The sequence below is a fragment of the Variovorax paradoxus EPS genome, from assembly GCF_000184745.1.
Classification (GTDB): Bacteria; Pseudomonadota; Gammaproteobacteria; order Burkholderiales; family Burkholderiaceae_C; genus Variovorax; species Variovorax paradoxus_C.
Genome location: NC_014931.1, coordinates 4,980,382 through 5,000,658, shown reverse-complemented (window position 1 = coordinate 5,000,658; position 20,277 = coordinate 4,980,382). Strand labels below are relative to the sequence as shown.

Here is a 20,277-nt window from a genome sequence, read left to right as displayed (position 1 = left end):
AAGCCCTAGCGGGTCTCCCAGAACCCGCGGTGCGTGGCGATCATTTCCTCGGCCGCTTCAGGCACCGGTCCGATCACTTCGACCTTTTTCTGTCCGCGCGCGAACACCTCGCGGCAGGGCAGGCTCAGCGTCGGGTTCTCGGGGTGGTCGCCGGTGAGCGCGAGCAGCGCCGATTCCTCGGCGCCGTAGACGACGCGCCCGATGTTCGCCCAGTAGCTCGTGCCTGCGCACATCGCGCAGGGCTCGAAGGTGGTGACCAGCGTGCATTGCCACAGGTACTCGGCCGGCCAGTTCTGCGCCGCGTGGCGCGCGAGCGTGGCCTCGGCGTGATTCACCGTGTCGATGTTGCCCTGCTCGGCGAGGATAGTCTCGCCATCGGGCGCGACGAGCACCGCGCCGAAGGGGTGGCGGCCCATCGCCATCGCGCGGCGGGCCACTTCGTCGGCACGCCGCAGTGCGCGAATGATCTGATCCTGGTTCATGTGCGCATTATTGGTTTTGCGAACCGCGGTGCGCCCAGCCCGTGGTGTGCTTCTCGATCACGCTGAAGAGCTCGTACATCAGCATCGCCATCGCACCCACCACCATCAGGCCCGCGAAGGCCAGGCCCATCTGCATGGCCGAGCCCGCGGAGATCAGCAGGTAACCGATGCCTTCGTTGGCGGCAGTCATCTCGCTCACCGTGGTGCCGACGAAGGCCAGCGTGATCGCCACCTTCAGCGAGCCGAAGAAGTAGGGCATGGAGCGCGGCAGGCCGATCTTCATGAGCACGTCCCAGCGCTTGGCGCCGAGCACGCGCAGCACGTCTTCGAGCTCGGGCTCGAGCGTGGCAAGGCCGGTCGCGATGTTGACCATGATCGGAAAGAAGCTGATCAGGAAGGCCGTGAGAATCGCCGGCCCCGCGCCGATGCCGAACCACACCACGAGAATCGGCACGAAGGCCGCCTTGGGCAGCGCGTTGAAGGCCGTCATCAGCGGATAGATCGCCGCATACGCGATGCGCGAACTGCCGATGACGAAGCCCATCAGCACGCCCACCACGATCGCAAGGCCGAAGCCCGCCATCGTGACCCAGAAGGTGCGCCACGCATGGCCCGCGATGATTTCCTTGAATTCCCAGAACTGCGTCCAGATGCGCCAGGGGCTCGGGAAGATGAAGTCCGAGACTTCGAAGCCCGCGCAGATGATCTGCCACAGCAGGATGACGGCGACCAGCAGCAGCCAGGGCGACCAGCGTTCGATCTGCTTGGTGTTCTTCATGCGGCGGCTCCTGCGGCGGCGGTCTGTGCAGCGCTGATGCCCGTGTTGCGGATGGCGCCGATGTGCCCGCGCAGCTCCAGCACGATGTCGGTGAACTCCTTCGTGTAGGTGAGTTCGAGTTCGCGCGGACGCGGCAGCTCGATCTCGCGCTTGACCACGAAGCGGCCCGGGCTCTTGCTCATCACATACACCGTGTCGGCCAGGAACACCGATTCGCGCAGGTCGTGCGTCACCAAAATCACGTTGAACTGCTGCTCGGTCCAGAGGTCGCGCAGGATGCACCAGAGTTCTTCGCGCGTGAACGCGTCGAGCGCGCCGAAGGGCTCGTCGAGCAGCAGCATCTTGGGCTCATGGATGAGCGCGCGGCAGATGCTCGCGCGCTGCTGCATGCCGCCCGAGAGCTGCCACGGGAACTTGTCTTCGTAGCCCGCAAGGCCGACCTTCTGCAGCAGCTTGCGGGCGCGCTCGACGTATTCCTTGCGCTTGGCCTTGAAGTTCGAGCGATAGGGCTCGACGATTTCCAGCGGCAGCAACACGTTGTCGACCGTGGTGCGCCATGGCAGCAGCGAGGGTGCCTGGAAGGCCATGCCCGAGATCTTGAGCGGCCCGGTCACGGGCGCGCCGTCGATGCGGATCTTGCCCATCGACGGCATCTTCAGCCCCGTGGTGAGCTTCATGAAGGTCGACTTGCCGCAGCCCGAAGGCCCGACGATCGCGATGAATTCCCCGCGCTTGACCTTCAGGTCGATCGCCTCGACGGCGAAGTGGTTCTCGCGCAGCAGCTCCTCGTTGTAGGCGAGCCAGACGTCCTGGAAGTCGACGAAGGGGGAGGCGGTGTCGCTGGGTGCGCCTGCCATCACTTGCGCAGGATTCCGCTGAGTTCGGCCGCCGGCGGCATCAGGGCGGCCGTCCACACGGCATCGGGGCTCACGCGGGTCTTGGTGTTGAAGGCGTCGGACACCTGCGAGGCCATCAGCGACATGCGGCCAGCGTTGACGGCGCCGAAGCCTTCGGTGCGCGCATCGGCGCTGTTGATCACCGTGTCGATGGCCAGTTGCAGGCGGCGGGTTTCCAGCTTGCTGTCGATGATGCCGTCGCGCGCCTTCACCGACTCGATGGCCACGGCCGGGTTGGCGATGACTTCCTTGGCGCCCTTGGCGAAGGCCGAGAGGAATTTCTTCACCGCTTCGGGGTTCTCCTTGATGAGCTTGGGCGACGCGATGATCACGTTGCCGTAGAGCTTCACGCCGTAGTCGGGGTAGGGAAGGATCACCACGTCGGCCGCCTTGGCGCCGCGCGCCTCCAGGTTCAGGAGCGACGTGAAGGTGAAGCCGGTGATGGCATCGATGTCGCCGCGGATCAGCATGGTCTCGCGCAGCGTCGGGTCCATGGCGGTCCAGTTGACCGCGCCGATGTTGTTGGCCTTGGCGAAGATCGGGAAGGCGCGGCGGCCCGCATCGAACACCGGGGCGCCTAGCTTCTTGCCGGCGAGGTCGGCGGGCTTGGTGATGCCGCTCTTCTTGAGCGCCATGACCGAGGCCGGCGTGTTGTTGTAGACCATCATCACCGCGACCGGCTTGTTCGGGCTGTCGGGGTTGTTGGCGTGGAATTCCATCAATGCCGCGAGGTCGGCGAAGCCCATCTCGTAGGCGCCCGAGGCCACGCGCGTGACCGTGCCGCCCGAGCCGTTGCCCGCGTCGATGGTCACGTCGAGGCCAGCCGCCTTGAAGTAGCCCTTGGCGGCCGGATGCAGGAACAGCGCCGCCGGCCCTTCGAAGCGCCAGTCGAGCTGGAACTTGATCGGCGTCGGGGCTTGGGCAAAGGCTGGGGTAAGGCCGAAGCTGAGGGCCGAAGCGGCGAGGAAGGACTGGAGCAGTAGGCGCTTGTTCATGCGGGGAATCCGTGAAGGTGAATGCTTCGGCATTCAAGCAAAAACGGTGCCCGCACGCGATTGGTGCGAACCCCGGGGTCGAAATCCCCTCGTCTGCGTGGGTGTTCACAGGGTGAATTGCAGGGAGCGAAGCCATCAGCAACGTGCAGTTCGTCACGCTGCTTTCACCGGGATGATTGCCACATCTTTTCCTGCGGATATGGCCGCTGTGTGTTTCCCATAATCCCGCCCCACGACTCCTGATGTACAGGAGCAGGTTCAGGGGGAACACATGTCCGCACTCAGTAGCAATGCGCAGGCGCGCACGCTTGAAATCAGCAGCAGCGCGATTCCGCTGATTCTGGGCCGCCCAGCGTTGGAGCCGGTTCGCTTGTCAGGCCATGAAGGCCTGAATTCACTTTTTGAGTACGAGCTTCTGCTCAAGACCCCCGATGCCCTGAATCTCGGGGCCAGCGGGGCGATGGACTTCGACGTCGAGAAGTTCATTCGTTGCGACATCTCCTGCAGCATCCAGCTCGATGGCGCAGGCCGGTTCTTGCCCGGTGCGGCTGGCGTATCGGTCGATGGCATCGGCGCAGGCGCGCGCCAGATCAACGCCCAGATCACCGACGTCGAGGTGGTGGGCGAAGAAGGCCGCCACGTGCAATACAAGCTCACGCTGCGTCCCTGGCTGCACCACGCCACCCTCGCCACCGACTGCAAGATCTTTCAGAACAGGACAGTCGTCCAGATCCTTGACGAGTTGCTGGCCGACTACAACTTTCCCGTCGACAAGCGCCTCATCGAAAGCTATCCGCCGCGCGACTATCAGGTCCAGTTCAATGAGAGCGACTTCGCGTTCTTCAGTCGCCTGTGCCAGAAATGGGGGATCAGCTACTTCTTCGAGCACGGCGATGGCAAGCACCGCCTTGTGCTCATCGACAACATGGGCGCATACAAGAAGAACGACAGCGCGGCGTATCAAGAGGTCGAGTACCACGCCCCCGGCTGGAAGGTGGACGCGGAATACATCAGCAGCTTCGTTTCGCACTACCAACTGACGAGCGGCAGGTACGCCACGCGCGACTACGACTACACCCGCCCCCGGGCCGACCTGAGCGTCGGCCGCAGCGACCCACGCGACAGCAGCCAGACAGATGGCGAGGTGTACCAATGGCACGAAGGCAGCGCGGCCGGCAGCCACTATGCGCAGCCTCGCGCCGGCTCCGGCGAGGCCAACGATCCTCATGGCGAAGGTCGGCAGATCGCCCTGGTTCGCATGGAGGCCCTGCGTACACACGGCGCCAGGGCTCGGGCACGCGGCAACCTGCGCGGCATGGTGCCCGGCTGCTCCTTTGAATTGACCAAGCACCCACGCCGGAAAGCCAACGCCGAGTACCTGATCCTGGACACCCACTTCCTGATCGAAGACGTCGCGCAGGACAGCCAGATCGGCGACGCGTCTCCGAGTCGCAGGCAGCAATGGAGGGTGGAAGTCGACTTCACCGCGCACCCGATGGTCGAGCCGCTGCGCCCCGCGCCGACACAGGCCAGGCCCCTTACGCATGGCCTGCATACCGCGCTGGTGGTCGGCCCCCCGGGCCAGAACATCTGGACCGACGAATACGCCCGCATCAAGGTGCAGTTCCCCTGGGACCGCCTCGGCAAGAAGGACCAGCACAGCTCCTGCTGGATACGCGTGACTTTGCCCGGGGCGGGCAACCAGCAGGGCACCATCCATGTCCCGCGCATCGGGCAGGAGGTGACCATCGGCTTCATCGGGAGCGATCCCGACCAGCCCATCTGCATCGGACAGGCCTACAACCAGGCGAACAAGCCGTCATGGAATTTGCCGGACCAGCAGGCGTTGTCGGGCTACAGGAGCCGGGAGCTGACCGACGACGGGGGCAACAGCTCGGCGGGGCGCAGCAACCACATCGCAATGGACGACACGAAGGGCAAGATCCAGGTCCAGATCAAGAGCGATCACCAGCACAGTCAGCTCAGCCTGGGGCACATCACGCGCATCGAGGACAACGCAGGACGCAAGGACGCGCGCGGCGAAGGATTCGAGCTTCGTTCCGATGGTTGGGGTGCGGTGCGAGCAGAAAAGGGCCTGCTGCTGTCTACCGACGGACGCTCGCAAGCCATAGGCGGCATCTTGAGTCGCGACGAACTTGTCAGCTGCCTGGAGCAGGCATTGGCCATCGCCAAAGACCTCACCAGGTCGGCCACGAAATGCGAAGCCGGCGCGCGCGAAACCGCGCCCCAGCAGGCCTTGAGCGAAGCCGCCCAAGCCCTCGGCCACGGCGCCAGCAACGAAGCCAATACCCGTGGCAATGCACAGGGCGGCCAACCCGTGCTCGCCCTCAGTGGCGCAGCCGGCATCGCCAGCGTCACGCCCAAGGATCACATCCAGTACGCGGGCCTGAACATCGACACCGTCGCAGGCCACAACCAGCAGCACTACGCCGACCAATCGATCCTGCATACCGCAGGCAAGGACATCGAACAGTTCGCGCGCACCGGAGACATCCGCGTCATCGCCAACGAGGGAAAGCTCATCCATCAGGCCCAGCACAACAGCGTGGAGATCACGGGCGAGAAGGCCGTCACTCTCCAGTCCACGGAGGACGGCATCACCATCAAGGCGAAGAAGAGCATCACCTTGGCCCTGGACGACGGCACCTACCTGCGCATGGGCGGCGGCAAGGTGGTATGGGGCATGACGGGCGAGTACCTCGTGCAGACCGCCAACTACCGCATCAATGGCCCCAGCACCATCGGCGTGGACTTTCCCAGCTTCATGCGTACAGACCAGGCACAGCAACTCAAGCTGCACCGCATGGGAGACAAAGGCGACGGCTTGTCGAGCCGGGACTTCAGCATCGTCAAGGCAAGTGGTGGCGCAAGCAACGCGCAATCCGGCGGGGATGCGATTTCCAGGCTTGAGAAGGACAAGCCGTTTGATGTCACTTGAATCACACCCGGCACGCGAAAAAGTCAAAGTACAGCACAAGGAAATATGAAGATGAAGAAACCAGGTTCTTTCCTCAGCAAGGGTTGGGTTCTCCAACTCGCGGCGATATCGGCCCTCACATTGCTTTGCGGCGCCCCGAAAGCGGACATCACTGGAGCTCAGGCGCAAGCCATGGCCGAAAACAGTGCAGAACAAGTGGCCAAGCTCTTGGTGGGGGTCTTGGGTGCCTGCGCCAACACCCATCCGGATACGCGCACTGACGTCATCAAAGCCATGCAATCCTTGGCGACAGCAGGGCTTGAGGAAGCGGAGGCTTCCAGAATCATTGGCGCTGTTGGTCAATGCATGAGCAACGAAGGCGCCCCGACGAAAAGCCAATGCCGCGAACTGGCCACACAGTTGCCAAACACCAGCTTCAATCTGAACGACGAGCGGTTTGCGCCTGTCCTCATGGCCGGCCTCCAGATGCTGGAGCCCTGCAGGCGCAGGAAATGACATGAAGCTCATTCCACGTGTCGGCGCTACCTTGTTCGTGTCATTTCTCTTGGGGTGTTCTTCGCTGGCGCCCAAGTCGAAGGAAACGCCAGAGTCTGCGCCAGAAAAAAGCGTCGAGTCATCGCGAGCATTAGGCATTGAGTCAGCCAAGGGTGGCCAAAACAATCTCCGCATTCCCTATCCCAATAGGGAGGTCGCCGTTAGAACGAGCGACGGGAAGATCGCACATTTCATAAGCGACGACCAGGGATTGATTCGTCTGCCCGATGGCGATTTTTTTGACCCCAGCAAGCTACAAATTCTGGTGTGCCGGTCGTTGACCGGCTGCTCAGCGCCCACGTTCTGACCCGCGCGCGGTGCGTGACTTTCGATGCGCAAATTTCCATCGACCCCTTATTGCTTCGACACAACCCTTCGCCGACTTTATCAACGCAACCGACGGCAACCCGCCAGTTCGGGCCTGTTTGACTCGTTTCACACAAAAGACAGGGAGAGCATTTTCATGAGCAATCTTGATTTCAAACCGGCATGGCGACTGACGCTGGCAGCATTGGCCTTGGCGTTGAGCGCGTGTGCATCCGGTGGAGCTTCGCCACCACCCACACCTGAGACCTACATTCCCCCGCAAGTGGCTTACCGCATTGACGATCATCGGTACTTCGAGATCACGCCGTGGCCAGACGGTGAATGTGCAGAAAAGATGTTGTATTTCGTAGATACAGCCAAAGGCATTCGCTCAAAGGCGGTGCAGTGGGACAACGTGATGACGCAAGGCAAGCTCATCATCGACGCCGCCAACGATCAGTATCTGGTGGCGCCTGTGACGCGAGGGGGTATCAACTGTTCGTCGGGAGGAGGGGCATGCGGGGACAAGATGCCCTATTCGACAGATGGGGGACGAAGCTGGAAGCTGGCGTGGTCGCCTGGGACCACCTACGACTTGATGGTTGGCGGATCAACGGCGTATCAGTCCCACTACCGCCCCGCGTATGGCATCACGCGCACGACCACACTGGAACTCACCATATCCAAGCCTGAAGGTAATGACTGGAAAGTTCTGAATGACCAGCATTTCGTCTTCAAGCCCCACATCGCCCCGGTGGACATCAAGGTGCAGTGCAAAGCCCAAGACAGCGGGAACAGCAAATGAGCCAAAACAAAGACCTGAGTTCGCTGACCCCCGTAGTACCCGACCCCGGCAAGTACCAATGGGTCAAGGGCAAGTCCACCGGCATTGACGACAATCAGAAAGATCGCACGCACACAGTCGGAGTGCCAGATCTGATGCCCGGCACCATCATCTTCGTACACGGGGTCAATTCCGACGGCGAGTGGTATTTCGATGCTTCAGGGCAGTTCGCAAAAGGATTGAACCAGAGGCTCGGCCGGGAAGATTTGGAAGGACTGATCAAAGACGAAGTTGGCAACAAGGACAAAGTCACTGCCAACCGTTATCTCAAGACCGACGAATCCGGCAACCGAATCAAATCCCCCGTCATCCCCTTCTGGTGGGGCTACCAAACCCAACCCACCGAACGCAAGATAGTCAAGGGCACAGACCAGCACGGCGAGACCCCCGCCAAGACCGACCTATACGGCAACCCCCTGCGCACCGACGGCGCCTGGGGCGGCGGTCCTTTCCAGAACGGCGGCGCCGCACTCACCTCGTTCTGGCTGCCCACGGGATTTCGCAAAGACGTCCTGTTCGGCACGATCGACGTCAACACCATCAACCCCGTGGTCGGCCGCATGCTGTGCGACTGCCCGCCGCGCCTGTACTACGCGCACGCCGCACGGCGCCTGGCGAACCTGATCAAGGACGTTCGCAAGAACCTGCCCAACGAGCCGATCAACATCGTCTCGCACAGTCAGGGCACCATCGTCGCGCTGTGCGCGCTGTTCTTCCTGGACAAGGTGCGCGGACCCGACACCGTGATTCTCAACAGCTCGCCCTACCGTTTCGACACGGCGATCACCGACGTCATCAGCGCGTCCGACGGCAAGCGCAGCGTGCAGCCAAAGCAGGCGCGCATCGACACCTTCGTCAACGCCGTCAAGATCGTGGCCGAGGCCATCAAAGGCTACCCCGCGCCGCCGGAACCGAAGTTCGCATGCACCGTCGAACACAAGCCGCGACACGCCTACGACGACGCCGTGTATTGCCACAAGCCCGCGGACGCCCCGCTGTGGCAAGCCGAAATCGGCGGCAAGGTTGAAGACCCCGAAGGCCCTCGCGGGCAAGAAGGCAAGCCGTGGTGGAGCAATGCCAAGTTCGAGCGCAACGACACGCGCGGCAAGCTGTTCGTCAACTTCAACCCCGGCGACCGCGTGATCGGCGTATCCGCCGTCTCCGGCATGGGTTGGCGCGGCATTCCGCCGAACTACATGGAGAAGGTCAACCAGGAAAAGAACGTGCAGCAGCGCCTTTTTGCGCGGGGCACCAACGGCGAGCACAACCCGCCGGTCGGCGCGAAGCCCAGCGACAAGGCGCTGCCCTACTTCTACAAACAACTCGTGCCTGTCGCGGCCGGCCCGAATGGCGAACCTGCGTACAAGCGCGAGGAATCGCGCTACCTGGACGGCAGCAAGCCCAATGCCATGTGGAAGATCGAGCCAGAAAAGATACTGGGCCTCGTGCCGGTACAGGGAGACCTCCAGTCGAATGAGCGCGACGAGGTGGAGAGCGTGATCGTCAACGCACCGGAGGTGCCGCGACCATTGAATCTGCCTCAAAACTTCGACGGCGGCTATGTGAGGTATGACGGCCTGGAAGGTACGGCGCCGGGCGGCGCGCCGGTGCAAGCAAACACCGAGCAACAGGAAGACTTCAAGGACGACGTGAGGTACCAGGAGCGGCAGACCATCATGCGGCGCGACGAAAAGGGACTGCCGACGCATGTGACCTACGAGAGCTGGAGAGAAGTCGAAGAGCGACGCAGGAACGAGGTCGGCAAGACACCGGTGTCACCCACCTGATCTTGCCCCCGTATTTCAGGACACGGGCTATTCGCAATGTAGCGTCTGCTCGATCTGAGCAAGACCCTGGTTGGCAGCGCGATGCTGCCTGAACTCCCTGGGTGATTTCATCTTCAATGCCGAGTGCGGATGCACCTCATTGAAGTGCTCGAAGGCTGCGGCCATCTGCGCCATCACCGTTCTCGCATCGGCAAGGTCCATGCGGCTGACGTAGTCGCGCTTGAACGTGTTCACAAAGCTCTCGGCGATGCCGTTGCTCTGGGGGCTGCACACGGGCGTGTTGACTGGGCTCAGGCCCAGTTGTCGAGCGATCTGCCGGGTCTCGGCAGCGATGTAGGCGCCCCCGTTGTCCGAGAGGAACTCCAAGACGTGGGTACTGGGAACACCCTCGACGCCGCCGAAGCGCTTCTCCACGGCCTCGATGAGCATTTCGCGCACCGGCTCGCCCGGCAGCCCTTTGCCCTCCCATGCCCGATAGGCCAGGATCTCACGGTCGCAGCAGTCCTTGGTGAAGGTCGCGGTCACGGTCTGCCCCGAATCACACTTGATCTCGAAGCCGTCCGAGCACCAGCGCATGTCGCTGTGCGCGACGGCCACCTTGCCCTCATGGGGCCGGCTGGACTGGCGCCGTCTCGGCGCCTTCGGTAGCAGCAATGCATGAGCCGCCATCACGCGGTAGATGCGCTTGGCGTTCACTCGCGTCGCACCGGTGGTGGCTCGATGCCGGTTCACCAACGCGCAGGCACGCCGGTAGCCATAGGTCGGCAACTCGGTGATCTGGGCCTTGATCTCGTCGAGCAAGGCCACGTCGCTTGCAGGCGCCGTGCGTCGTGTCCGGGCGTCGATCCAGGACTCGGAGCGAGCTTGCAAGCGATGAATGTTCGAGCGCGCCAACCCAAGGGCCTGGCAGACGGCCTTCACTGGCCGTCCCCGTCCAGCAAGGGCGAGCGCGCAATCCATTTTTTTTTCCGCGGCGTACTCCACAGCTTCCTTGAGGATCTCGTTCTCCAGCGTCTTCTTGCCAAGCACGCGCTGTAGCTTGGCGATCTCGGCACGAGCGGCTGCCAGTTCCGAAGCCGGCACCACAGCCTCGCCCGCCGATACAGCCGTCAGCGCCCCTTGCCGCTCCAGCTTGCGCCACTGGAACAGCAGGCTGGCGGCAACGCCTTCCTGACGTGCGACGAGCGACACGCTCATGCCAGGTTCGTAGCTTCGACGAACCAGTGCGGCCTTCTCTGCAAGGGACCAGCGCCTGCGGCGCTGGTCCCTCATGATCACTTCGACGGTATCCGTATTCCTAGTCGTACTCACAGTCCTACTCCTATCTTTAAAGATAAGCGATAGACCGTGTCCTGTCATTCAAGGGGCCAGCTCACACCAACCATGCGGCTATCTTGCGCTTTAGCAACAAGGACAACAGCTCACCCGTGGCGAACGTGCTCAGCTACGACGTCACCGTGGGCCTGGGCTACGCCTGGCACGACGAGAAGTACTGGAACTACCTGCTCGATCTGGCCGACTGGAAGAAGAGCGACCCCTACTACGCAACAGGCAAGCTGCCCGACTCCGACAAGGCGATGCCGCCGGGCATCGTGACCGGCAACGTGCCGGCATCCGCGCCCCAGTCAATTGCGAACCCGACGGGAGCACAGTGATGACAAGACGCTATCGCTATCAGCCCGCTGCCGCATCGCCCGCCAGGTTTTTGCATGTTTCCGGGGTAGGGCTGCGCGTGGACCATGTGCCCGCAGGTCCCTTGTGGGACCGCGTGCAACGCCGGGCATCACCCGACGAACAAGAGCCCACTCCGCCGGGCTCGCTGGACAAATGCCGCGAGATGGCAGGTCTGTTTCGCAGCGCCGCGTTGCGCGCCGCACTAACCCACCGGCCAAGGAACGACGAGCGCGGCCGTTTCGTGGAGAACTATCCCCTGCCCACCAAGATGGCATTGCCGCCATCCACGCAAACGGACAGGGCAGCACTGGCGGAATGGAGCACCACCTACCAGAGCAGCGAGCGCACGGGCGGGGTGCCCTGGCAATTGCAGAACGGTCCGGCGGGCATGGCATTCCACCAGTTGGGTTTCAAGACGCGGCCGAGCTTCGAGGTGGCAGGTGTCGATCTCTGGCGATCGGCTTGCAATGCCTTCGATACCCAGGGCGACCTCAACAGCCTGCTGGTATGGGCCGAAGACGGCTACGCAGTGCGCGCAGAACTTGGCGGATGGGAGAACCCGAAAGGGCAGCGCAGCGAATCGCTCGAAGACATTCTTGCGCGGCCCAAGCGTCCCGGGCAGTTGCGCGACATCTTCTCGGGCCTGCTGCTCACGCGTCCCGAGGCGGCCGAATGGTTGCGTGAGTGGTCGTTGCACGTGCGCGATGCCAGCCAGGAGAGTCGCTTCCCCAACGGCGTGGTGGGACGCGGCCCGCATGGCTTTGGCGGCCTGCACACCGAGGCCTACGACGGTGGCATGAACTACCGCGTATCGCGCGGCGATTTCAAACCGACGCCCAACGTGCCGTCGCCATGGAGTCGGGCGCAGTACGAGCAGTACGCGCAGATGCCGACGTTGGCGCTGTTGCTCAAGCCCAGCGTCGCGAGTTTCGGTGCGGACATGTCGGAGGATCAGCGGGCCCGAGCGCTGGAAGCGGCACTGAAGTCCACGTTGGAGGACTCTTTGCTTGAACGGCCGCTCAAGCGGGTGTTCTACAGCGCCACATCGGACCGAGACGACACCGCCGCCGCATTGCTCGCCCGCAGCATGGCCAAGGCCGCACCGCAAAGCGGACTGTTGGATCCGGGGCGCGGTTTCAGGCTGGAGCAGTGCCTTGGTGGAGAGCTGGGCGCGGCGAGCATGAATGCAGCCATTGGCCTGGCAAGCATCGCGGTTTGGGAAACCAACGAGCCTGCGCTTGTCGTCAACCTGCGCGACCCGCGCGGCGCCCTGGTCTTCGGGCTCTTGCCGCCGAGCGCCGAGCAGCGCGCGAGGACGAGCGCGCGCCCCTATGTGATCTAGTACGCCGCCCCGGAGGGCGTCGTACCAGGCTACTTCAACGCCGTCGTCGCATTCGCCACAGCCAGCGCCGTCATGTTGACCACGCGCCGCACGGTCGACGAAGGCGTCAGCACATGCGCCGAGCCCGCGCCGCCCAAGAGGATCGGGCCGACCGTGATGCCATTGGCACCGGTCATCTTCAGCACGTTGTAGAGGATGTGCGCCGAGTCGAGATTCGGGCACACGAGCAGGTTGGCCTCGCCGGTGAGCGTGGTCTCGGGCAGTGCGGTGCGGCGCACTTCTTCCGAAAGCGCGGCATCGCCGTGCATCTCGCCGTCGCATTCGATGTCGGGCGCCATCTGCGCGAACAGGTCGCGCGCGAGGCGCATCTTGCGCGCCGAGCCGCGGCTGGAGGTGCCGTAGTTCGAGTGCGAGAGAAAAGCCACCTTGGGCGGCAAGCCGAAGCGGCGCACTTCCTCGGCGGCCATCAGCGCGATGCTCGCGAGCATTTCTGCGCTCGGGTCTTCGTTGACGTTGGTGTCGGTAATGAACACCGTGCGCTTCTCGAGCGTGAGCGCGTTCAGCGTCGCGAAGCCCGGCGCGCCGCGCTTCAGGCCGATCAGGTTGCGGATGTGCTCAAGGTGCACGTCGAAGCGTCCGACCAGGCCGCAGATCATCGCGTCGGCATCGCCCAGGTGCAGCATCAGCGCGGCGATGGTGGTGTTGGAGCGGCGGACCATGGTCTTGGCGGCCTCGGGCGTCACGCCGCGGCGGCCCATGAGCTTGTGGAAGGCCTCCCAGTACACACGGAAGCGCGGGTCGTCTTCAGGATTGACGATCTCGAAGTCGGTGCCCGGGCGGATGTGCAGGCCCGCCTTCTTGATGCGCGCCTCGATCACGGCAGGGCGGCCCACCAGGATCGGGTGCGCCAGACCTTCGTCCACGGCCAGTTGCGCGGCACGCAGCACGCGCTCGTCTTCGCCTTCGGCGTACGCCACGCGCTTGGCGGTGGCAAGCTTGGCTGCGGTGAACACCGGGCGCATGAACATGCCGGTCTGGTAGACGAAGCGCGTGAGGTGCTGGCGATAGGCCTCCATGTCCTCGATCGGACGGGTGGCCACGCCCGAAGCGGCAGCCGCCTTGGCCACGGCCGGCGCGATGCGCAGGATGAGCCGCGAATCGAAGGGCTTCGGAATGATGTAGTCGGGGCCGAACGAGAGCTCCTGTCCCGCGTACGCCGTGGCCACTTCCTCGCTGATGTCGGCTTTGGTGAGGTCGGCGATCTCGCGCACGCAGGCGAGCTTCATTTCTTCCGTGATCTTGGTGGCGCCGCAATCGAGCGCACCGCGGAAGATGTACGGGAAGCACAGCACGTTGTTGACCTGGTTCGGATAGTCCGAACGGCCCGTGGCGATGATGCAGTCCGGCCGTACCGCCTTGGCCAGCTCGGGCCGGATCTCGGGCTCGGGGTTGGCCAGCGCCAGGATGATGGGCTGCGTGCCCATGGTCTTGACCATGTCGGCCGTCATCACGCCGGGGGCCGAGCAGCCGAGGAACACATCGGCGTCCTTCACCACGTCGGCCAGAGTGCGGGCGCCGGTGTCTTCCTGGGCGTAGCGGGACTTCGATTCGTCAAAACCACCCGCGCGGCCGATGTAGATGAGGCCCTTGGAGTCGCAGGCGTAGATGTTGGCGGGCTTGGCGCCCAGGCCGACCATGACGTCGAGACACGCGATGGCTGCTGCGCCGGCGCCCGAGACGGCGATCTTCACGTCCTCGATCTTCTTGCCGACAAGTTCCAGGCCGTTGATCAGCGCCGCGGCCGAGATGATGGCCGTGCCGTGCTGGTCGTCATGGAACACCGGGATGTTCATGCGCTCGCGCAGCTTCTTCTCGATGTAGAAGCACTCGGGCGCCTTGATGTCTTCCAGGTTGATGCCCCCCAGCGTGGGCTCCAGCGCCGCGATGATGTCGACCAGCTTGTCGGGGTCGTTCTCGGCCAGTTCGATGTCGAACACGTCGATGCCGGCGAATTTCTTGAAGAGGCACCCCTTGCCCTCCATCACCGGCTTGGCGGCCAGCGGGCCGATGTTGCCCAGGCCCAGCACCGCGGTGCCGTTGGTGACCACGCCCACGAGGTTGCCGCGGGCGGTGAATTCGACCGCCAGCGACGGGTCGGCCGCAATGTCGAGACAGGGATAGGCCACGCCCGGCGAATAGGCCAGCGACAGGTCGCGCTGGTTCAGCAGGGGCTTGGTGGGGGTGATCGAAATCTTGCCCTTGACGGGCGAGCGATGGTATTCGCGCGCTGCCTCGCGAAGTGCTTCTTCTGCGGGGGAGAGGGGTGCAGCCATGAAATGTCTCCTTGTTTCTGACGGGCAATGAGGCTACCGCAAAAGCGCGGCCCTCTCGCGCGGGGGGAATGCCGAAAACGCCTGAACCCATAGCCTGAGCGAAACCGGGTCGGCCGGTTCGCTAAACTCCGGCGCTGTTAACCATGGTGAATCAAGGTTAACCACTTAACCATAACAAGGCCGAGCCTTGCCGCGACGGCGGCCGGCATCGTCAACCCAGACACGAAGACAACGGAGGGGCAGCGCATGACACCCGGACCTTTCACCACCACCGACCCCGATGTCGTGGTCATCGGCGGCGGCCCTTCGGGCTCCACCGTGGCCGCGCTGCTGGCGGACAAGGGCCACGACGTGGTGCTGATCGAGAAGGCGCAGCATCCGCGCTTTCACATCGGCGAATCGCTGCTGCCGATGAACATGCCGCTGTTCGACCGGCTGGGCGTGCGCACCGAGGTCGAGGCCATCGGCATCAAGAAGCACGGCGCCGAGTTCGTCTCGCCCTGGCACGACCATACGAGCCATTTCGATTTCGGCCAGGCGATGGACAAGAGCTTTCCGTACGCGGTGCATGTGCGCCGCTCGGAATTCGACGAACTGCTGTTCCGCCACGCCGGCAAGCGCGGCGCGCGCACCTTCGAGGGCCAGCGCGTCACCGGCGTGGACATGGATGCCGGCAAGGGCACGCCAGACAACCGCCCGCTGGTGAAGATCAAGGCCGACGACGGCACCGAGACCCAGTGGCGCCCGCGCTTCGTGATCGATGCCAGCGGACGCGACACCCTGCTGTCGAACCAGTTCGACGCCAAGCAGCGCAACCGCAAGCACGCGAGCGCGGCGCTCTATGGCCACTTCGCCAATGCCGAGCGCCGCCCGGGCCGCTTCGAGGGCAACATCTCGCTCTTCTGGTTCGACCACGGCTGGTTCTGGTACATCCCGCTGAAGGACGGCACCGTGAGCGTCGGCGCCGTGGCCTCGCCCGCGTATTTCAAGCGCCGCCAGGGTGCGTCGCTCGAAGACTTCCTGATGGAGACCATCGCGCTCGCGCCCAAGCTGGCCGCGCGCCTGAAAAACGCCACGCTGATGGAAGGCGCCACCGCCACCGGCAACTACGCCTACGACTCGAAGTTCTGCCGCGGCGACCGCTTCATGATGGTGGGCGACGCCTACGCCTTCGTCGATCCGATGTTCTCCTCGGGCGTGTACCTGGCGATGAACAGCGGCTTCGAGGCCGCGAACGCGGCCGACCTGTGGCTCAGAGGCGAGGCGAAGGAGGCCGAGAAGGCCTTCCGCCACTACGAGAAGGTCATGAAGCGCGGGCCGAAGATGTTCTCGTGGTTCATCTACCGCATCACCTCGCCGGCGATCCGCCGGCTCTTCATGGCGCCGCGCAACATCTGGCGGATGCAGGAGGCGCTCCTGTCCATCCTGGCCGGCGACCTGTTCCGCGACACGCCCATCGGCCCGCGCTTCTGGGGCTTCAAGGTGACGTACTACGCCTCGTGCATCGGCATCCTGCCGCAGGCCATCAAGACCTGGGCATGGCGGCGGCGGAACCTGAAAGAGTCACTGGAAGCCGCAAAGACCTGACGTCGTCACCGTTCTCCCTGAGCCTGTCGAAGGGCCGGCGCTTGATTGCGCAAGGCTTCGACAAGCTCAGCCCGAACGGTGGTGAAGACTCCACCTGTTCGGAGTGATGACTCAGCCCGAACGGTGGTGACCGATCAGTCCGGCGTGACCGTGTGCTGCGCCAGCGCTTCGAGCGCCTTGACCAGCGCCGAGTGATCCGACTGCCCATGGCCGAGCGCCGCGCAGGCATTCATCAGTTGCGCCGCACCCGCCGTCTGCGGCAGCGCCACGCCCAGCGAACGCGCGCTCTGCAGTGCGAGGTTCAGGTCCTTCTGGTGCAGCGCGATGCGGAAGCCCGGCGCGAAGGTGCGCTTGATCATCCGTTCGCCATGCACTTCGAGAATGCGCGAGCTAGCGAAGCCGCCCATCAGCGCCTGGCGCACCTTGGCCGGATCGGCGCCGGCCTTCGATGCGAACAGCAGCGCTTCGCCCACCGCGGCGATGTTCAGCGCCACGATGATCTGGTTGGCCACCTTGCAGACCTGGCCGTCGCCCACGGCGCCCACCAGCGTGACGTTCTTGCCCATCTTGTCGAGCAGCGGCTTCACGCGCTCGAAGGTGCCTTCGTCGCCGCCGCACATGATCGTGAGGCTCGCGGCCTTGGCGCCCACTTCGCCGCCCGAGACCGGCGCGTCGATGTAGCCGCAGCCCAGCGCGACGATGCGCTTGGCGAAGGCCTTGGTGGCGATCGGGTCGATGGAGCTGCAGTCCACCACGATCTTGCCGCGCGAGTCCTTCAGGCCCTCGGCCACGCCGGGCGTGCCCGGCTCGCCGAAGAGCACCTTTTCCACGTCGGGCGTGTCCGGCACCATGATGAAGATGATGTCGGCCTGGCGCGCAACTTCAGCGGCCGAGGCGCAGATCTTCGCCTTCGAGATGAAGGGCTCGGGCGTGTTGCCCTGCGTGTTCACGAAGAGCTGGTGACCCGCGTCGAGCAGGTGGCCCGCCATGGGGGCGCCCATGATGCCGAGGCCGATGAATCCGATCTTCTGGGGTGTTGTCGTCATGTCTCTTTTTCCGATCTGAAGTTGTCTTTTATTGCGTGAGCGCTTCACGCCAGCCGAGGCCATTGACCGTGTCGCTGCGCGGCTTGTATTCGCAGCCGATCCAGCCGTCGTAGCCCAGCGAATCGATGTGCTTGAAGAGCCACGGATAGTTGATCTCGCCCGTGCCCGGCTCGCCGCGGCCGGGGTTGTCGGCCAGCTGGATGTGGCCGATCTGCGCGAGGTGCTTGGTCAGCGTGTTGCCGAGCTCGCCTTCCATGCGCTGTGCGTGATAGATGTCGTACTGCACCTTCAGGTTGGGCGAGCCCACCGCCTCGATCAGCGCCAGCGCCTTGTCGGTGCGGTTCAGGTAGAAGCCCGGAATGTCGAAGGTGTTGATCGGCTCGATCAGCATGCGGATGCCGGCCGCCTCGAGCTCCCGCGCGGCCAGGCGCAGGTTGTCGATCACCGTGCGATTGACCACATTGATGTCGGCGCCCTCGGGCACCTTGCCGATGAGGCAGTTGACTTGCGGGCAGCCGAGCGCGGTGGCGTAGTCGATCGCCATGCCGATGCCTTCGGCGAATTCGCCGGTGCGGTCGGCCAGGCACGCGATGCCGCGCTCGCCCTTGTCCCAGTCGCCGGCCGGCAGGTTGTGCAGCACCTGCTGCAGGCCGTTGGTGCGGAGCGCCGCGGCGAGTTCCTTCTTCTCGAAGGGGTACGGGAAGAGGTATTCCACTCCCTTGAAGCCCGCCTTGGCGGCGGCTTCGAAGCGTTGCATGAACGGCAGCTCGGTGAAGAGCATCGTGAGGTTGGCTGCGAACTTGGGCATGTGCGTGTCTCCTTGGTTCGCTCGCTCAGTCCAGCATCTCGGCCGCGACCGCGGTGGGCGCATCGGCGGGGTGCTCGGCCAGGGGCTCGAACTCGGTGATGTTGTCGATCTCGGTGCCCATTGCGATGTTGGTCACGCGCTCCAGCATCACCTCGATGACGACCGGCACGCTGAACTCGGCCATGAGCGCTTCGGCGCGCTGGATGGCCGGAGCGATCTCTTCCTGCTTGTTCACGCGGATCGCCTTGCAGCCCAGGCCCTCGACGACCTTCAGGTGATCGACGCCGTAGCTGCTCTCGATGCCGGCGTCCGGACCCGCGTTGATGTTGTCGAACGCGAGCTGCACGCAGTAGTCCATCTCGAAGCCGCGCTGCGCCTGGCGGATGAGGCCGAGGTAGGAGTTGTTCACCACGATGTGGATGTACGGCAGCTTGAACTGCGCGCCCACGGCCAGCTCCTCGATCATGAACTGGAAGTCGTAGTCGCCCGAGAGCGCGACGATCTTGCGCGTCGGGTCGGCGGCACGCACGCCCAGCGCGGCGGGAATGGTCCAGCCCAGCGGGCCGGCCTGGCCGCAGTTGATCCAGTGGCGCGGGTTGTACACGTGCAGGAACTGTGCAGCGGCGATCTGCGAGAGCCCGATGGTGCTCACGTAGCAGGTGTCGTTGCTGAAGTTGTTGTTCATGCACTGGTACACGCGCTGCGGCTTCATCGGCACGCTGTCGAAGTTGGTCTTGCGCAGCATGGTCTTCTTGCGCTCGATGCACGACTTGGCCCACTCGCGGCGGTCGGTGAGCTTGCCGGCGGCCTTCATTTCCTCGGCGACGGCGACGAACTGCTCCAGCGCAGCCTTGGCGTCCGAGACGATGCCGAAGTCGGGCGTGAACACGCGGCCGATCTGCGTGGGCTCGATGTCCACGTGCACGAACTTGCGGCCCTTGGTGTAGACGTCTACCGAGCCCGTGTGGCGGTTGGCCCAGCGGTTGCCGATGCCCAGCACGAAGTCGCTCGCGAGCATCGTCGCGTTGCCGTAGCGGTGGCTCGTTTGCAGGCCGCACATGCCGGCCATCAGCGGATGGTCGTCGGGGATCGCGCCCCAGCCCATGAGCGTGGGAATCACCGGCACGCCGGTGGTTTCGGCAAAACGCACGAGCAGGTCGGACGCATCGGCGTTGATGACGCCGCCGCCGGCCACGATCAGCGGGCGCTCGGCCGCTTGCAGCATGCCGATGGCCTTCTCGATCTGGGCGCGCGTGGCGGCCGGCTTGTAGGGGACGAGCGGCTCGTAGCTGTCGATGTCGAACTCGATCTCGGCCATCTGCACGTCGAAGGGCAGGTCGACGAGCACGGGGCCGGGGCGGCCCGAGCGCATCAGGTGGAAGGCCTGTTGAAAGACCTGCGGCACCTGACCGGGCTCGCGCACGGTGACCGACCACTTGGTGACGGGCTTGGAGATCGACTCGATGTCGACCGCCTGGAAGTCTTCCTTGTACAGGCGTGCGCGCGGCGCCTGGCCCGTGATGCAGAGGATCGGAATCGAATCGGCCCAGGCCGAGTAGAGGCCCGTGATCATGTCGGTGCCCGCGGGCCCCGAGGTGCCGATGCACACGCCGATGTTGCCGGCCACCGCACGCGTGTAGCCCTCGGCCATGTGCGAGGCACCCTCGACGTGGCGCGCGAGGATGTGCGAGATGCTGCCGCGCTGGCGCAGCGCCGAATACATCGGGTTGATGGCGGCACCGGGCACGCCGAAGGCCTGCGTGACGCCTTCCTTTTCCATCACAAGCACGGCGGCCTGGACTGCTTTCATTTTTGCCATGGGACTGTCTCCAGAAATTAAGTAAACCCCCAGGCTTCGCGCACTTCGTGTCGCTTCGCCAACCCCCTTGCTGGGGGCAACACCAGA

17 protein-coding genes are annotated in these 20,277 nt (G+C 64.2%); 8 read left to right on the top strand and 9 right to left on the bottom strand.

Annotated features, from left to right (window positions below):
* Positions 1-5: 5 nt before the first annotated feature.
* The 4 genes from VARPA_RS22895 to VARPA_RS22880 are packed head-to-tail and all read right to left on the bottom strand — an operon-like array spanning position 6 to position 3,151.
* Positions 6-482, bottom strand: a complete 477-nt coding sequence (locus VARPA_RS22895) for a nucleoside deaminase (protein ID WP_013542960.1) — start codon at positions 480-482, stop codon at positions 6-8.
* Between the two features lie 7 nt (positions 483-489).
* Positions 490-1,260, bottom strand: a complete 771-nt coding sequence (locus tag VARPA_RS22890) for an ABC transporter permease (protein WP_013542959.1) — start codon at positions 1,258-1,260, stop codon at positions 490-492.
* On the bottom strand, positions 1,257-2,117 hold the full coding sequence (locus VARPA_RS22885; protein ID WP_013542958.1) for an ABC transporter ATP-binding protein: 861 nt from the start codon (positions 2,115-2,117) through the stop codon (positions 1,257-1,259). Before VARPA_RS22885 ends, VARPA_RS22890 begins: the two co-directional genes overlap by 4 nt.
* Positions 2,117-3,151, bottom strand: coding sequence for an ABC transporter substrate-binding protein (locus VARPA_RS22880; protein ID WP_013542957.1), 1,035 nt, complete (start codon positions 3,149-3,151; stop codon positions 2,117-2,119). Before VARPA_RS22880 ends, VARPA_RS22885 begins: the two co-directional genes overlap by 1 nt.
* Before the next feature lie 271 nt (positions 3,152-3,422).
* Here VARPA_RS22880 and VARPA_RS22875 point away from each other — a divergent pair, with 271 nt between their 5' ends.
* From VARPA_RS22875 to VARPA_RS22855, 5 genes are all read left to right on the top strand, one after another.
* Positions 3,423-6,110: a type VI secretion system Vgr family protein gene (locus VARPA_RS22875; protein ID WP_013542956.1), complete on the top strand. Its 2,688-nt coding sequence runs from the start codon at positions 3,423-3,425 to the stop codon at positions 6,108-6,110.
* Positions 6,111-6,155: 45 nt separating this feature from the next.
* Positions 6,156-6,605, top strand: coding sequence for a hypothetical protein (locus VARPA_RS22870; RefSeq protein ID WP_041943012.1), 450 nt, complete (start codon positions 6,156-6,158; stop codon positions 6,603-6,605).
* A gap of 1 nt (position 6,606) precedes the next feature.
* Positions 6,607-6,951, top strand: a complete 345-nt coding sequence (locus VARPA_RS22865) for a hypothetical protein (protein WP_041943011.1) — start codon at positions 6,607-6,609, stop codon at positions 6,949-6,951.
* 156 nt (positions 6,952-7,107) lie between these two features.
* On the top strand, positions 7,108-7,755 hold the full coding sequence (locus tag VARPA_RS22860; RefSeq protein ID WP_013542954.1) for a hypothetical protein: 648 nt from the start codon (positions 7,108-7,110) through the stop codon (positions 7,753-7,755).
* Positions 7,752-9,581: a hypothetical protein gene (locus tag VARPA_RS22855; RefSeq protein WP_013542953.1), complete on the top strand. Its 1,830-nt coding sequence runs from the start codon at positions 7,752-7,754 to the stop codon at positions 9,579-9,581. The genes VARPA_RS22860 and VARPA_RS22855 overlap by 4 nt, the downstream gene beginning before the upstream one ends.
* 27 nt (positions 9,582-9,608) lie before the next feature.
* Here the strand turns inward: VARPA_RS22855 and VARPA_RS22850 are convergent, their stop codons facing one another.
* Positions 9,609-10,853: an IS3 family transposase gene (locus tag VARPA_RS22850; RefSeq protein WP_080559453.1), complete on the bottom strand. Its 1,245-nt coding sequence runs from the start codon at positions 10,851-10,853 to the stop codon at positions 9,609-9,611.
* 155 nt (positions 10,854-11,008) lie between these two features.
* On the opposite strand from VARPA_RS22850, the gene VARPA_RS22845 reads away from it, so the two are divergent.
* Both VARPA_RS22845 and VARPA_RS22840 read left to right on the top strand, forming a co-directional pair.
* Complete coding sequence (locus VARPA_RS22845) at positions 11,009-11,236, top strand: hypothetical protein (RefSeq protein ID WP_144299024.1); 228 nt, start codon at positions 11,009-11,011, stop codon at positions 11,234-11,236.
* Positions 11,236-12,597, top strand: a complete 1,362-nt coding sequence (locus VARPA_RS22840; protein WP_013542951.1) for a DUF2875 family protein — start codon at positions 11,236-11,238, stop codon at positions 12,595-12,597. The genes VARPA_RS22845 and VARPA_RS22840 overlap by 1 nt, the downstream gene beginning before the upstream one ends.
* A 29-nt stretch (positions 12,598-12,626) precedes the next feature.
* Here VARPA_RS22840 and VARPA_RS22835 read toward each other — a convergent pair whose 3' ends face one another.
* Positions 12,627-14,930, bottom strand: coding sequence for an NADP-dependent malic enzyme (locus VARPA_RS22835; protein WP_013542950.1), 2,304 nt, complete (start codon positions 14,928-14,930; stop codon positions 12,627-12,629).
* Between the two features lie 246 nt (positions 14,931-15,176).
* On the opposite strand from VARPA_RS22835, the gene VARPA_RS22830 reads away from it, so the two are divergent.
* Positions 15,177-16,517: an NAD(P)/FAD-dependent oxidoreductase gene (locus tag VARPA_RS22830; RefSeq protein ID WP_013542949.1), complete on the top strand. Its 1,341-nt coding sequence runs from the start codon at positions 15,177-15,179 to the stop codon at positions 16,515-16,517.
* A 134-nt stretch (positions 16,518-16,651) separates the two neighbouring features.
* Here VARPA_RS22830 and VARPA_RS22825 read toward each other — a convergent pair whose 3' ends face one another.
* From VARPA_RS22825 to gcl, 3 genes are read right to left on the bottom strand one after another with little or no spacing between them, the layout of a single operon-like run.
* A complete protein-coding gene (locus tag VARPA_RS22825) occupies positions 16,652-17,563 on the bottom strand; it encodes a 2-hydroxy-3-oxopropionate reductase (RefSeq protein ID WP_013542948.1) in 912 nt (303 codons plus the stop codon).
* 28 nt (positions 17,564-17,591) lie between these two features.
* The gene (gene hyi, locus VARPA_RS22820) at positions 17,592-18,371 is read right to left on the bottom strand and encodes a hydroxypyruvate isomerase (protein WP_013542947.1); all 780 of its coding nucleotides are present in this window, start codon (positions 18,369-18,371) and stop codon (positions 17,592-17,594) included.
* Between the two features lie 25 nt (positions 18,372-18,396).
* Positions 18,397-20,190, bottom strand: a complete 1,794-nt coding sequence (gcl, locus tag VARPA_RS22815; RefSeq protein ID WP_013542946.1) for a glyoxylate carboligase — start codon at positions 20,188-20,190, stop codon at positions 18,397-18,399.
* Positions 20,191-20,277 lie beyond the last annotated feature (87 nt).